This is a genomic window from Streptomyces sp. NBC_00872 (assembly GCF_045161915.1).
Lineage (GTDB): Bacteria > Actinomycetota > Actinomycetes > Streptomycetales > Streptomycetaceae > Streptomyces.
The window spans coordinates 4,904,960-4,919,481 of sequence record NZ_CP108806.1; the positions used below are offsets into that span (position 1 = coordinate 4,904,960).

Consider the following 14,522-nt stretch of genomic DNA (forward strand, 5'->3'; position numbering starts at 1 on the left):
CGGGGGCGGAGGGATGGGGGGCGGGATGCGGCCGGTCCGGGGGTGGTCCGGGCGTGGTTCGGGGGCGGGTTGGGGGCGGTTCGGGGGGCGGTTCGCGGGTGGGTTGGCAGCGGGTCGGGGGCGGGTTCGGGGCGTGGAAGGGGTCCGTTGGCGGCCGGGGTGGGGTGAGGGTGGTCCGTTGGCGGCCCGGGGGTGGGGCTGGGGGTGGTCTGCTGCCGTCGGGGGTGGGGCTGGGGGGTGGTCCGCTGTCGGTCGGGGGTGGCTCGGCCGGGGTGCTCGGCGACGGGGCTCGGCGACCGGGTTCGAGGTGACCAGGCCGTTCTGTCCGTCACACGGGAGCGTGGACCGCCGCCGCTCGCTGGGCTCTCACCGGTCGACCTCTCGGTGCCACGGGTATAGGGAGGGACTTAGGCCCGGTTCATCCTTTTCATCCCCTTTGTCGCGGAGGTCGCTCGTCCATGTCTGCCACCCCGTCCGCCAGCCCGTCTTCGTCCTCGTCCCAGCCGTCGTCCGCGTCGCCGCCGTCGGCAGCGCGCCCGTCGCCCTCATCGGCAGCGCGGCCGTCGCACCCGTCGCCGCCGTCGAACTCGTCGCACCCCGCAAGCTCGTCGAACTCGTCCGTGTCCCCTCCGTCGCCGTCCCTGTCCTCCCCCGTGTCTCCGTCCTCTTGTGCTCCTTCTCCGTCCCCGTCTCCTTCCGTCTCGTTGTCTCCCTCGTCGCAGTCGTCCCAGTTCCCGCCCGCTTCCCCGCTCCCGTCGCTCCCGTTGACTCTGCCGTCCTCTCCGTCCTCTCCGCCCGCGTCGCCCGCGTCGGCCGTGTCGTCCTCCCCGTCGCCTTCCCCGTCCCTGGAGTCCCCTTCTCCGTCATCCGCTCCATCGGCGCCCACATCGCCTCTGCCCCCTCCGCCGACCCCGGAGGCTTCTCCACCCGCCTCTCCGTCGCCCGTACCGGGACCGCCGGTGCCGGCACCGCCCGCGTCCCCGCCGCCTTCGCCGTCCCTGTCCGCATCTCCGGCGGCAACGCTTCCGGCGTCTCCACCGGCCTCTCCTCCGACGCCGTTGGCGCCGCCTCCGTCGGCCCCGGTTCCGTCCCCGGCGTCCCCGCCGTCTCCATCCCTGCCGGCTCCGACGTCTCCTCCGCCGTCTCCGTCTCCGTCTCCTGCGTCCCCGCCGTCGTCTGCGCCTGCGCCGTCTCCGTCGCCCTCATCTCCGGAAGCGCCCTCATCGTCGGCGGCTCCGGTGGCTCCGGCGATTCTTCCGCCCGTGATTCTTCCGCCCGTGACTCCTCCGCCGGCGGTGGCTCCTCCGGTCTCGCCCGCGCCGTCTTCGTCCCCTGCGTCTCCGCCTCCGCCGTCGTCCACGGCCGTGCCGTCTCCGTCCTCCCCACCGGCGTCGGCCCCTCCGTTCACCCCGCCCCCGCCCGCGCCGTCCGCTTCCCCCGCTCCGGCTCCCTCGCCGTCCCCGTCCCCGCCTCCGCCTCCGTCGCGTCCCTCTCGTCAGGCCATCGCCATCGGCGCGGGCATCGTGGCCGCCACCGTGCTGCTCGGCGTCGTCTCGTACACCTCCACCCGGCCGGACCCGCCCTCCAGCGCCCCGTCCCGGGACAGGGTGATCTCCGAGATCCCCGCCCAGCCGCAGGCCGGGGTCTATCCCGAACTGGTGAAGCTCGCCCGGCGCGGCGTGGGCGATCCGCTCGCCGTGGGGCGTGCGGACGCGCCGGTCGTGATGGTCGAGTACGCCGACTTCAAGTGCGGCTACTGCGGGAAGTTCGCCCGCGACAGCGAGCCCGCGCTGATCAAGAAGTACGTCGAGGACGGCACCCTCCGTATCGAATGGCGCAACTTCCCGATCTTCGGCAACCAGTCCGAGGCCGCGGCCCGCGCCGCCTGGGCGGCCGGACGGCAGGGCCGCTTCTGGCAGTTCCACACCGCCGCGTACGCCGAGGGATCGAAGGAGAAGGGCTTCGCCGTCGACCGGCTCGACCAGCTCGCCCGCGAGGCGGGGGTGAAGGACATCAACCGGTACAGGGACGACCGCGAGAGTGACGCCGCCGAGGCGTCCGTACGGAAGGACCAGGCGGAGGCGTACGGGCTCGGCGCCACCTCCACCCCGTCCTTCCTCGTCAACGGCCGTCCCATCGCGGGCGCCCAGCCGCTGGAGACCTTCACCCGGGCCATCGAGGCGGCGAAGAAGGACCCCCCGCCCAAGCTCACCCCCCAGAAGGAGACGGCTCCGAAGGGCACGGCCCCGAAGGATCCGCCGACCAACGGCACAGCACCGAAAGACCTCCCGACGACGATCTCCCCGACGAACGGGACGCTCCCGAAGGACCTCCCGACCAAGGACCCCACGAAGAGGGACAGCAAGGGCGGCCCAGGACCGGCCGAGAACAACGCCGAGAACAACACCGAGAACAACGCCGAGAACAACGCCGAGAACAACGCCGAGAACAACGCCGAGAACAACGCCGAGGACAACAAGGGAGGCAAGGGCGATCGGTGACGACCGACATCGGCTATCCGGTCGCGCTGCTCGGCGGTCTGCTGGCTCTGCTCAGCCCGTGCAGCGCCCTGCTGCTGCCCGCGTTCTTCGCGTACTCCATCGACTCGGCGGGCCGCCTCCTCGCCCGTACCGGCATCTTCTATCTGGGACTGGCCACCACCCTCGTCCCGCTGGGCGCCGCAGGTTCGTTCGCGGGGCGGCTCTTCTACGGCCACCGTGATCTGCTGGTCGCCCTCGGCGGCTGGCTGATCATCGCGCTCGGGCTCGCCCAGATCCTCGGTCTGGGCTTCGCCTCACGCCGTATCGCCGGGCTGTCGGGCCGGATCCGCCCGACGACCGCGCTGTCCGTGTACGCGCTCGGCCTGGTCTACGGGCTCGCGGGCTTCTGCGCCGGGCCGATCCTCGGCAGCGTGCTGACGGTGGCCGCGCTGAACGGCACCCCGGTCTACGGGAGCGTGCTGCTCGCGGTGTACGCGCTCGGCATGGCTGTACCGCTGTTCCTTCTGGCCCTGCTCTGGGAGCGGTACGGTCTCGGCCGCCGGACCTGGCTGCGCGGCCGTGCCTTCCGGGCCGGCCGCTTCGAGCTGCACACGACCTCGTTGCTCTCAGGGTTCTTCTTCGTCGTGCTGGGCACGGTCTTCCTCGTCTTCGACGGGACGACCGCGCTGCCGGGGCTGCTCTCGGTCGACGCGTCCTTCGAGGTCGAACGGTGGGTGCGCGGGGTCGCCGCGGCCGTGCCGGACTGGGCGCTGCTGACGGCGGTGGCACTGGTGGCGGTCGTGGTGGTCGTGATCACGGTGACGCGCCGGCCGCGCGGACGGGGCGCGAGCGAGCCGGACCGTACAGAGAAGGCCGGAACGGGCGGCGCCTGAGCGGGCGCGACCAGATGGCGCCTGATCGGCGCGACCAGACAGCGCGGGCCCGGCGAGTGAGAGGCGCGGGAGATGCGCGGAAGAGGCGCTGGAGAGGCGCTGGAGAGGCGCTGGAGAGGCGCGTAAGGAAAAGCCCCTCCGCCGAAAAAGCTCACCGAAAAAGCCCCTCGCCGAAATTCTCGGCGGGGGGCTTTGTGTCCTTACGGACGATGGTGGCTGGGGCCGGGATCGAACCGGCGACCTATCGCTTTTCAGGCGATCGCTCGTACCAACTGAGCTACCCAGCCACGCAACCTGACGGTTGCAGCGGTCCTGACGGGATTTGAACCCGCGGCCTCCACCTTGACAGGGTGGCGAGCACTCCAAGCTGCTCCACAGGACCATGCGATGTGCGAGCACAAGTCTCGCACACAGTGACGCGTGCCCCCAACGGGATTCGAACCCGTGCTACCGCCTTGAAAGGGCGGCGTCCTGGGCCACTAGACGATGAGGGCTAAGGGCCCGCCTGGGCGCCTTGCGGCGCGTCGGGGACGTGAGAAGCATATGGGATGGCAGGAGCTATCGCCAAAACGGTTTACGGGGCGGGTGCGGGGGCCGGTACGGGTGCGCCTGCCGGGATTCGCGAAGGTGAGGCGGTACGGGTGGCCGGCGGCGGTCCCGTGAGCCTGGTGCTCCTCGTCGGACTCGGGCTTCCGGACGGGCTTCCGGACGGGCTTCCGGAGGGACCTTCGGAGGGACCTTCGGAGGTGCTCCCCGAGGGGCTTCCCGACGAGCCGGCGCTCCCCGCCGTGCCCGGCGATGGAGGCGATGGGCTCGGGCCGCCCGACGGGCCCGCTCCCGGTGACGGGCTCGCGCCCGGGGTGCCGGCCTCCTTCGGGAGATGACGGCTGACCTCCGCCGTCGTCAGTCCGAGACCGCCGAGGGTGATCTCGTCCCACGCCTGGAGCCGCTTGGTCGTCCGGTCCAGATAGAGCACGGAGGTGCGCACCTTCTCCGGTTCGTCGTTCTGTACGGCGCGCAGCCCGCCGCCGCCCGTCGACCCCTCGATCTTCAGCCGGGTGCCGTGCGCCATCACCTCCGTCTCGCGGTGGTGGACATGACCGGACAGCGCGAGCGGGACGAGCCCGTCGGTCTCCCGCGCCGCCACCGGGTTGTGGGCGACCGCGATATGCACGGGGGTGCCGGCCGCCGCCTGGTCGCGCAGGGCCGAGGCGAACTGGATGCCGGCCATGCGCTCCGCCGGATCGCCCCCCGCCTCCGTCGAACGGTCGGGGGTGTACTGCGGATCGCCCATGCCCGCCACCCGGAGTCCGGCGACGGTCACCGCCCGGCCCTCGTCCAAGACCCGGACGTTCTTCATGCGCCGGAGGTACTTCTGGGTGATCTCCGAATCGTGGTTCCCGCGTACCCAGACATAGGGGACACCGAGATCGGCGATCGGATCGAGGAACGTGTTCTCGGCGGAGGCGCCGTGGTCCATGGTGTCGCCGGAGTCGATGACCAGGTCGATCCCGTACTGCTCCACGAGCGAGCCGATGATGTGCCAGGACGCCGGGTTGAGATGGATGTCGGAGACATGGAGTACCCGCAGGGTCGCCGGGTCCGGCTGGTAGGTGGGCAGCGTGGAGGTCGCGTCGTACAGCTTGGTCACATTGGTGACCAGCCGCGCCAGCTCCTTCTGGTAGACGTCGAAGTCGGTGACGATCGAACGGGCGCTGCCGACGACCTGGGGCGCGGAGGAGAGCAGTCCGGAGAATTTGGGCTCCAGCACCGACTTGGGGTTCCAGGTGGCGTACGCGCCGACGCCCGAGGCGGCCAGCAGACCGAGCGCGAGCCCGCCGGCGGCGAGCGCGCGGCGCGGGCGGCGGTAGACGGTGAGACCGAGGGCGGTCGCGCCGGAGACGACGGCGACGCACGAGCGTACGGCCAGCTCCGTGGTGCCGTCCGCGACATCGTGGGTGACCTCGTCCTGAAGCCCCGAGAGTCGTTCGGGGTGCTCGACGAGCGCGGTGGAGCGCACGGGATCGAGCTGGTCCACATCCACGTCGAGACGGATCGGGGCGGTGTGCGTCTTCATCTCCAGCGCGCCGAGCGGCGAGACATTGATCTTGGTGCCGCCGGTGAGGGACGGCCGCAGGGTCATCCGCGTGTCCATCGGGCCGACGGGCGTCCGTACGCTGCCGACGACCAGCAGCCCGAGCCACGCGCCCAGCACCACGACGGCGACCAGACCGAGGGCGCGGGAGTACGGGTGCGGTGAGTGGACCAGCGCGCTGGTGGGCCCCTCCCGGCGGGAATGGAGGTGGCCCAGGACGCGGGTACGTGTGGCACGGAACGGGAAACGCAGTACATCACGGGCCATTGGGCCCGTATGCCCGAAGTGACGGGTGACCATGCCTGCGCTACGCCATCATGCGTAGTCCTTTGAGCCTCTTGGTGCTTGTGGTCACTGTGGGGCGCGTGGCGTGGGTGCGGCGCGTGGGTGCGGCGCGGGGCGTGGGTGGTGCGGACGGTACGGATGGGCGCGGGTGGCCCGCGTGGGGTGCGTGGAGCGGATGGTGCGCGGTCAGCCCCAGCCCAGTTCGTGCAGCCGCTCGTCGTCGATGCCGAAGTGATGGGCGATCTCATGGACGACGGTCACGGAGACTTCGTGGACCACGTCCTCCGGGCTCTCGCAGTAGCGCAGGGTCGGGCCCATGTAGATCGAGATGCGGTCGGGCAGGACCCCCGCGTACCACTCGCCCCGGTCCGTGAGCGGTGTCCCCTCGTACAGCCCCAGCAGTTCGGGGTCGGACGGGTCGGGTTCGTCCTCGACGAAGACGGCCACGTTGTCCATGACCCGTGTCAGCTCCGGGGGGATCTGATCGAGGGCCTGGCTGACCAGCTCTTCGAACGTCTCGCGTGTCATCTCCAGCACAGGGTCATTGTCCGTGATGACCGGCCGTTCCGGTGGGGCGTGCGCGGGAAGGAAGTGGAAGGAAGTGGAAGGGAACTGAACGTTTCCGTGTCCGCTTTCGAGCGATACGAAGGCCAAATCGCCTGTATCGCCCGCGCATTCGCCCCATGGCGGATCGGCGGCGCGAGGGGTTCGGCGGCGAGGACGACGCGAGGACGGCGGGGACGGCGAGGGCGAGGGCGAGGGCGGGACGGTATGGGGTGAGGGCGGGGACCGGCGCGAACGCGTCACACACCCGGCCTGAACGCGCCCCGAGCGTGTCCCCGGCGGGGAAAAGGAAGTTGGGCAGGGAAACCCCCGCCGTCGGCGGTGGAGTCCGTATCCCTGCCCCGGAGGTGCCGCCCGTGCGCCAGTTTTCCGCCATGTCCGCCCCAGGCCGTTTCGCCGTCTGGATCGTCACCTCCCTGGCGGTCGCGGCGTCCGCGGGCTGCATGAGCGTCGGTGAGGACGAGGGAAAGCCGGCGCCGTCGCGTTCCGCGGACCGCCGTGGTTCCGCCGCCGAGCCCGACGGGGGTACGGGCGCGGGCCCCGGGGCGCCCCACGCCTGGCAGGGGCATACGGGCGCGGAGGCTGAGGGTTCGGAGGGCGCCGGCGGGGGAGGGGACGGCAGGGACAAGGGCGCGTCGCCGAGCCCCAGCTCCGCCGACACCCCGTCGCCCAAGCCCTCGAAGGGCGAGCGGCCCCAGCCCGGGAAGAAGCCGACCCCGCCGGGGAACGAGCCCGTACCGTCCAAGGAGCCCACGCGCCCGGCGCCCTCCCCCAGCCAGCCGCCGGTACAGAGCCCCGACCCGGCACCGGAGCCCGAGCCGGAACCGACGAAGCCGCAGGAACCGCCGTCCGTATCGCCGGCGGCGGACATGCGTACGAGCTTGACGTCGGCCGGGGAGCCGACCGGGCCGGGAGCGGGGACGGGCATGGGACCCGGGCTCGGGTCCGGGTCCGGGAAGACGTCCGCGAAGACGTCGGGAAAGACGTCGGGGAAGACGTCCGGGAAGGGCAAGGCGTCGGGGAAGGCGTCAGGCATGGGGATGCGGGCGGAGTCGATGGCATCACCGCAGATGGGACCGGTGTGACGGGGGTCGCCGTGGCGGCGGTTTGCCTTGGAGGGGGGTGGGTGCGTATGGTAGTAGATCGTTTGATCATTGCCTGGCGCCGACACAGAAGAGCGCCACGTGGCGCGTACTCTCCCTTGCCGTGGCTGACCGCATTGAGGCGGTCGATTTGCGAATCACGGAGTTTGGGCGCGTGCCGAGACTCCGGAAGGTTTCGCATTTCGCATGTCCATTTCCAGTACTGACCACGCCGTCATGCCCGAGCACGAGTCCACCGAGCCGGTGGAGACCGTCGAGGGTCCGGAGGCCGCAGCGGCCACCGGTACGACTGACGTAACGGCCTCCGAGTCCCCCAAGTCCAGCGAGACGGTTGAGGTTGACGAGGTCTCAGTGACGCCCGAGGCGTCCGAGACCGCTGAGGGATCAGAGGGCTTTGAGGGCTCCGAGGACCCTGAGATCTCCGACACGTCCGACAGCGACACGTCCTACGACGGGGCGTCCTACGAGGGGGCGTCCGACGACGACACGTCCGACAGCGCCACGTCCGACGAGGCCGAGTCCGCCGACTCCTCCGAGGCCCCGGGGCTGACCTTCAGCGACCTGGGCCTGCCCGAGGGCATCGTCCGTAAGCTCACGCAGAACGGCGTCACCGCGCCCTTCCCGATCCAGGCCGCGACCATTCCGGACGCCCTGGCCGGAAAGGACATCCTGGGCCGTGGCCGTACCGGTTCCGGCAAGACCCTCTCCTTCGGTCTGCCGCTGCTGGCCACGCTGTCCGGCGGCCACACCGAGAAGAAGAAGCCCCGCGGCATCATCCTCACCCCGACCCGCGAGCTGGCGATGCAGGTCGCGGACGCGCTCCAGCCGTACGGCGATGTGCTCGGCCTGAAGATGAAGGTCGTCTGCGGCGGTACGTCGATGGGCAACCAGATCTACGCCCTGGAGCGTGGCGTCGACATCCTCGTCGCCACCCCGGGCCGGCTGCGCGACATCATCAACCGCGGTGCCTGCTCGCTGGAGAAGGTCCAGATCGCGATCCTGGACGAGGCCGACCAGATGTCCGACCTGGGCTTCCTGCCCGAGGTCACCGAGCTGCTCGACCTGGTGCCGGCGGGCGGCCAGCGGATGCTCTTCTCCGCCACCATGGAGAACGAGATCAGCACGCTGGTCAAGCGCTATCTGACCAGTCCGGTCAGCCACGAGGTCGACAGCGCCCAGGGCAATGTCACGACCATGACGCACCACGTGCTCGTGGTGAAGCCGAAGGACAAGGCCCCCGTGACCGCGGCGATCGCCGCGCGCAAGGGCCGCACGATCATCTTCGTACGGACGCAGCTCGGCGCCGACCGGATCGCGGAGCAGCTGCGCGAGTCGGGCGTGAAGGCGGACGCGCTGCACGGCGGTATGACGCAGGGCGCGCGTACCCGCACGCTGGCGGACTTCAAGGACGGTTACGTCAACGCGCTGGTCGCCACCGACGTCGCCGCCCGCGGCATCCATGTGGACGGCATCGACCTCGTACTGAACGTGGACCCGGCCGGCGACCACAAGGACTATCTGCACCGCTCGGGCCGTACGGCGCGGGCCGGCAAGTCCGGGGTCGTCGTATCGCTGGCGCTGCCGCACCAGCGCCGTCAGATCTTCCGGCTGATGGAGGACGCGGGCGTGGACGCCTCGCGTCACATGGTCGGCGGAGCGGGCGCGTTCGACCCGGAGGTGGCGGAGATCACCGGCGCGCGTTCGCTCACGGAGGTCCAGGCCGACTCCGCGAACAACGCGGCCAAGCAGGCCGAGCGCGAGGTCTCGGAGCTGACCAAGCAGCTCGAACGCCTTCAGCGCCGTGCCGCCGAACTCCGCGACGAGGCCGACCGCCTGATCGCCCGCGCGGCGCGCGAGCGGGGCGAGGACCCGGAGGCGGCGGTGGCCGAGGTGGCCGCCGAGACCGAGCGCGCGGTGGAGGAAGCGGCGGCAGCGGCCGCCGCAGCCGCCGTTCCGGCGCAGCGCGAGGAGCGCAGGGACAGCCGCGACGACCGCGGGAACTTCGGGCGCCGCGACGACCGTGGCGAGCGCAGCGGCCGGGGCGGCGCGCGGGGCTACACGCCGCGCGACGACCGCGGTGGCGACCGTGGTGGATTCCAGCGTCGTGACGACCGGGGCGCCGACCGTGGTGACCGTGCTGGCGACCGTGGCGGGTTCCAGCGCCGCGACGACCGTCGGGACGACCGCGGCGGCGACCGTGGCGGCTTCCGCCGGGACGACCGCGGTGGTGACCGTGGCGGCGACCGTGGTGGCTTCCAGCGCCGCGACGACCGGGGCGCCGACCGTGGCGGTGACCGCGGTGACCGCGGTGGCGACCGCGGCGGGTTCCAGCGTCGCGACGACCGTGGCGCGGAGCGCGGCGGCTTCAACCGTGACCGTGGCGAGCGTCGCGACGACCGTGGCGGCGAGCGCCGTGACGACCGTGGCGGCCGCTCCTTCGAGCGCCGCGACCACCGGGCTCCCAGCGACCGCCCCTTCAACCGCGACCGTCGCGACGACCGCCCGGCGGGCACCGGCTTCCGCGCCGCCGCCCACGACCGTCCGTCCACCCGCCGCGACGACCACCGCGGCGGCTCCACGGGCACCGGTACCGGCTCCTTCGGCCGCCGCGACGACAAGCCGCGCTGGAAGCGCAACGGCTGACCGTCACCCGATCTGACGCCCCACCAGGGCCCGTGCCCCACCCCCAGGGTGGATCACGGGCCCTGCCCCGTCCCCCACCTCCCCGCCACCCCCACCCCCCTCTCCCGCCACCCCACCGAGGCGCGACATCCCCACGACCGGATACCCGATCGGCGCACCGCCCCCGGCGGGCTATGCTCGTGGGTGTTGCGCCGAGGGCCGTTAGCTCAATTGGCAGAGCAGCGGACTTTTAATCCGTTGGTTGTGGGTTCGAGTCCCACACGGCCTACCGTTCGCGGGGCAGGGATATCTTCTCTGACCTGCTACTGAGCGCCCCGTCCGGTCTCGATCGGCAGGGGCGCTCCGTCGTTTGAGGGCCTCTGCGTGAGCGATGCGTGAGCGGACGGACCTCTGAAGTGCTGGACGGCAGCGGCCGTTCGAGCACGGGGCTAGCGGGCTTCGCGCCCTATAAGTGTGGGAAGGCGTCCGCTTGGAGAGGGATGCCGAAGCTACCCTTGCTGGCGGCTTCTTCTTTGCACTAGCCGGTGCCGGTCGGCCACGCGGCAAGGTTGCCAGCGTCTCCGAACGAGCCGCTGGTCAAGGTCTGGTCGTTGATCGCCCCGGCGCTGACCGCAAGGGGAACACCCCCGCCTGTGCGGGGACCACCTGCCCTGCTGCTCCAGGGTCGGACGTGTCCCCGGAACACCCCCGCCTGTGCGGGAACTACTCTTCCTGACCTGCGGCGTTAGAGGGGCTTTGCCAATGCTTGACCACCGCTCGTTTCCACCAGTCCATGGTGGCAGAGGCATGTGGACGGGCTCTGCGATCCTGCAGGATTACGCGGCAGTTCCAGGAACTGCGCGCCCCGACGGAGCGTGGCGCTTGGACGCGCTGACTGACGCTCTCGACGATTCTTCCGCACGGCCATAGCCGAGCAGGCCAAAGCCCAGCGTTGGGGCCGGAGCGTCACCTCGCGCGAGTGGCTGCGCGACCAGGCGTACGCAATGCTGGCAGCCGTACGGACCGAGGAGCAGTTCTTCGACGTTCTCGGCTCTCTCGGCATTCAGGCGCGCAAGCGCATCGGCCCCGAGACCGGTGACGTGATCGGCTACAGCCTCGCCGCCCCCAACGGCACCAATGCCCAGGGGCAGCCGTTGTGGTACGGCGGCTCCAAGCTCGCCCCCGACCTGTCCATCAATCGCATCCGTGAGGCCCTCGTCGGGCAGCAGCCGTTGGACCGATCCGTCACCGCTTCCCACCCGGCAAATCCCTGGCACCAGGCACGACGGCGCTGCCGCCCAGGCGCACGTCGAGACCTTCAGCGATGTTCTCTGCGACACAGCCCTGGCTCTACCGAGCGGCAGCCGCGAAGAACTCCACGCAGCGGCGCGGGCGTACAACCGGGCCAGGCACTCGGCGATCCGCGCCGACCAGCAGCAGCCGAGCAGGCGCTGGTGCACCTTCGCGTCGCCTACGACGCCACGGCCCAGCCGGTGCTCATCGACCTCGCCCGGCGGGCCCCGCGCCAGCAGAAGACCGAACGGTACGCAGCCGCCGTACGACAGGCCCTCCCCGAACACGCCGAGCGCATCCTCACTGACCCCGCCTGTCCACAGCGGCGGACGAGCGTGAACTGGGCACTGCTCGCTCGGCAGCTGAAGTCCTCACATGGCGTAGGGCCAACCAGCCGGACAAGCGATCAAGCGCCGCTCTGGCCCGGAGTGGAAACGGCAGCCCAGCCATTACACCCGCAGAGCACCGGCCGGAAGTCGTTGACGGGGCAGACGGCTTCTCGTCCAAGTGACATTCTTGGAGCTGCACGCCGGCGAAAAGGAGTTGGCTCATGCGGTGGACGGTTCATGGCGAGCGCCAGATCTACAGCAACCCGTGGGTCAATCTCTGGCTCGTGGACGTCCAGCAGCCGGACGGCCGGCGCTGGGAGCACCATGTGGTCCGGATGCGGCATCTCGCCGTCGCCGCCGTGGTGGATGAGCAGAAGCGGGTGCTGATGATGTGGCGCCACCGGTTCATCACGGACACCTGGGGCTGGGAACTGCCGATGGGCCTGATCGAGGCCGACGAGACCCCGGAGCAGGCGGCGGCCCGTGAGGTGGAGGAGGAGACCGGCTGGCGGGTGGAGGGCCTGAAGCCTCTGGTGTACGCGCAGCCGGCGAACGGCATCACCGACTCGGAACATCACGTCTTCCGAGCCCAGGCTGCCGCTTACGCGGGCCCGCCGACCGAATTGAACGAGTCGGACCGTATCGAGTGGATCCCGATGTCCGAGATTCGCGGCATGATCGACCGTCGTGAGGTGGTCAGCAGCGGCAGCCTGGTCGGGCTGCTGTACCTGCTGCTGGACGAGGCAACCAGCGCCCCGGGTTAGCCGAGTGCCTCGCGCATACGCTGCTCGAACGCGATCACAGGCGTCTCGCGAGCGTACGGGGCGAGGCGCTGGTGGAACTCGTTAACGTGGCCCGCGACCCGCGGTGAGTCGAGGGACGCGCTGAGGTTCAGGGCGAGCCCGGCACTGTGGCATGCGGCGTCCAGCTTGCCCTGCTGGAGTTGGGCCGTGGCCAGCCAGAAGGCGTGGAACGCGCGGCCACGCTGCTGGGCGCCTGTTTCCCGCCGCAGGCCCTCGGTGATCAGCGGCTCGGCACGTTCTGACTCGCCCAGCTTGGCGAGCGCGATCCCCGTGTCGACGATCAGTTTCGTCTCGTCGAAGTAGCGGACCCAGGAAGGCGCCTCGCCCTCTTGGCCGCGGGCTTGCTCGTACGCGTCTCGGGAGCGTCCGATGGCCTGGTGACAGGACGCGGCGTCGCGGAGTGTGGCGTGGGCGAAGGCTTCCCGCATGTGGAGCATCGACATCACCAGCGGCTGCCCGCCGGCGGCTCGGGCGCTGTCCTGGGCCTTGCAGGCCAGCGCCACCGCGTCTGCGGGCTGCCCGTCGTATGTTGCCTGCAGGCTCATGCAGGACAGGACGTTGGCCATGAAGAGATAGTCGTCCTGCCCGTGCGAGAGCCGCAGGGCCTGGGTGAAGTGGGTGCGCGCGGTGCTGTACTGGCGGGCATCGAAGTAGGCCCACCCGGCGAGGCGGGCGAGTTCCGCGGCGAGTGACTGGAGATCACGGCGCAGGGGAGCGCGGACGCTGCGCATCATCTGCGTCACGTACCGAAGGTGCCCCACAACAGCCGGGCGCAGGGAAGCGCCACCGTGCTCGTCGTCACGGCGCCAGTAGTCCTCGACCGATGACCGCAGGGCGAGGAGCGTCGATCGCGTCACTCTTCCGTCGGCGAGCGTCAGCAAGTCGTCGAGATCACTGTGGGATTCGGCGTCAGGACTCCGCTCAGCGTCGGCGGAGGTCTCGGACGCCTGCACCGAACGGCTCGGAAGGCTCGCGAGGCGGTCTCGCGACGTCGCCGGGGACGGGATTTCCCAGGGCCGGTGTGCGAGCCCGAGCATGGCGCCGGGGATACGGAGTCCATCAGCCACGCGCTCGATCACATCGATGTGGGCGAGTCCGCGCCTCCCCGACATGATCTCCCCGACCCGGCTCGGCGTCATCCCGCACAAGGCGGCCACACGGGACGGATAGATGCCCGCCTTCACCTTCACAAGGTGGAACACCTTCGCGAAGTCGCGCTGCAGACACGCACGTTGCCACTCGGGATTCGTGAGCAGTTCGGGCGGAAGTCCCTGATGAGGCTGGGATCCGGGCACATGCGCTCCTCTGCCGCATCAGGCGCTGGCGTCTGGCGGTTGGTCAGCCACTTTGGATATTACCCACGTTGGGTAATCACCGTGACCTGATTACGTGATGGCTCCTCGCGGTGAGGTGGATCCCCAACCGCCCGCGATGAGGGGACGCGATGTACGCGATGGCCACGCACGACCAGCAGACCGCTCAGAGATGGCGCATGCAGTTCAGCTCGACCGCCGCATGCGTCTCCCTCGCCCGGCACCAGACCGAGAAGACCCTCAGCAAGTGGGGATACGCACTCGACGACATCGACCGGGTCGTCCTGGTCTCCAGCGAGCTCGCGACGAACGCCGTGCTGCACGGACACGTCCCCGGGCATCTCTTCGAAGTCGCTCTGACCTCGACGGACCACAGCTGCTTGATCGAGGTGTCGGACGCAAGCCCCCACACTCCGATGGCACTGCGTCCTACGGCCGAGGAGGAACACGGTCGTGGGCTGCCGCTCGTCAGCGCACTGGCCGTACGAGTCGGCCACCACGCGATCAAACCGACGGGCAAGACGGTCTGGGCGCACATCCTGCGCACATCCCACGGACCGCGATGAGACGGCCCCATACGAGTACGTCCTGCGGCACGCGCACGAGCTACCGCCCCGTCGAGACCAGTACGTGGACCCGCCGTCGGCGAGAGACGACAGCCATGACGCGCCTCATCGGCCGCTACGCCGGAGTCCTCTTCATCATCGGCATCAGCGCATCCTGCGGCCTAGTCGTCGGGCTG

Annotated in this window: 9 protein-coding genes, 4 tRNA genes and 1 pseudogene; 7 read left to right on the forward strand and 7 right to left on the reverse strand. The window is 70.6% G+C overall.

Translation table 11 applies throughout. The features are described from left to right. Positions 1 to 427: 427 nt before the first annotated feature. Positions 428 to 1,360 (reverse strand): hypothetical protein, encoded by a 933-nt coding sequence (locus tag OG214_RS20945; RefSeq protein WP_405985600.1) that lies wholly within the window; start codon positions 1,358 to 1,360, stop codon positions 428 to 430. Between the two features lie 142 nt (positions 1,361 to 1,502). Between OG214_RS20945 and OG214_RS20950 the strand changes: the two are divergent. Together OG214_RS20950 and OG214_RS20955 are read left to right on the forward strand one after the other, a co-directional pair. Continuing rightward, a pseudogene (locus OG214_RS20950) lies at positions 1,503 to 2,258 on the forward strand (DsbA family protein); the annotation flags it as partial. Between the two features lie 239 nt (positions 2,259 to 2,497). Next, the gene (locus OG214_RS20955) at positions 2,498 to 3,373 is read left to right on the forward strand and encodes a cytochrome c biogenesis CcdA family protein (RefSeq protein ID WP_405985601.1); all 876 of its coding nucleotides are present in this window, start codon (positions 2,498 to 2,500) and stop codon (positions 3,371 to 3,373) included. A gap of 210 nt (positions 3,374 to 3,583) precedes the next feature. Here OG214_RS20955 and OG214_RS20960 read toward each other — a convergent pair. The 5 genes from OG214_RS20960 to OG214_RS20980 form a co-directional block, all read right to left on the reverse strand. Then, a tRNA-Phe gene (locus tag OG214_RS20960) sits at positions 3,584 to 3,660 on the reverse strand. Positions 3,661 to 3,680: 20 nt separating this feature from the next. Then, positions 3,681 to 3,755: transfer RNA gene (locus OG214_RS20965), tRNA-Asp, on the reverse strand. Positions 3,756 to 3,794: 39 nt separating this feature from the next. Next, positions 3,795 to 3,867, reverse strand: a tRNA-Glu gene (locus OG214_RS20970). A gap of 80 nt (positions 3,868 to 3,947) precedes the next feature. Continuing rightward, positions 3,948 to 5,735: a metallophosphoesterase gene (locus tag OG214_RS20975; protein WP_405985602.1), complete on the reverse strand. Its 1,788-nt coding sequence runs from the start codon at positions 5,733 to 5,735 to the stop codon at positions 3,948 to 3,950. Between the two features lie 204 nt (positions 5,736 to 5,939). After that, positions 5,940 to 6,290: a metallopeptidase family protein gene (locus tag OG214_RS20980; RefSeq protein ID WP_363079732.1), complete on the reverse strand. Its 351-nt coding sequence runs from the start codon at positions 6,288 to 6,290 to the stop codon at positions 5,940 to 5,942. Positions 6,291 to 6,673: 383 nt separating this feature from the next. On the opposite strand from OG214_RS20980, the gene OG214_RS20985 reads away from it, so the two are divergent. The 4 genes from OG214_RS20985 to OG214_RS21000 all read left to right on the forward strand — a co-directional run bounded on the left by OG214_RS20985 (position 6,674) and on the right by OG214_RS21000 (position 12,428). After that, a complete protein-coding gene (locus tag OG214_RS20985; RefSeq protein ID WP_405985603.1) occupies positions 6,674 to 7,402 on the forward strand; it encodes a hypothetical protein in 729 nt (242 codons plus the stop codon). A 204-nt stretch (positions 7,403 to 7,606) separates the two neighbouring features. Beyond that, a complete protein-coding gene (locus OG214_RS20990) occupies positions 7,607 to 10,063 on the forward strand; it encodes a DEAD/DEAH box helicase (protein WP_405985604.1) in 2,457 nt (818 codons plus the stop codon). Positions 10,064 to 10,258: 195 nt separating this feature from the next. Then, positions 10,259 to 10,331: transfer RNA gene (locus tag OG214_RS20995), tRNA-Lys, on the forward strand. Between the two features lie 1,554 nt (positions 10,332 to 11,885). Then, complete coding sequence (locus tag OG214_RS21000) at positions 11,886 to 12,428, forward strand: NUDIX hydrolase (RefSeq protein WP_405985605.1); 543 nt, start codon at positions 11,886 to 11,888, stop codon at positions 12,426 to 12,428. Here the strand turns inward: OG214_RS21000 and OG214_RS21005 are convergent. After that, complete coding sequence (locus OG214_RS21005; RefSeq protein ID WP_405985606.1) at positions 12,425 to 13,762, reverse strand: helix-turn-helix domain-containing protein; 1,338 nt, start codon at positions 13,760 to 13,762, stop codon at positions 12,425 to 12,427. The genes OG214_RS21000 and OG214_RS21005 overlap by 4 nt on opposite strands. 149 nt (positions 13,763 to 13,911) lie before the next feature. Here OG214_RS21005 and OG214_RS21010 point away from each other — a divergent pair, with 149 nt between their 5' ends. Continuing rightward, positions 13,912 to 14,346 carry an ATP-binding protein gene (locus OG214_RS21010; RefSeq protein ID WP_405985607.1) on the forward strand — a complete coding sequence of 145 codons (435 nt, stop codon included), beginning with the start codon at positions 13,912 to 13,914 and terminating at the stop codon, positions 14,344 to 14,346. Positions 14,347 to 14,522 lie beyond the last annotated feature (176 nt).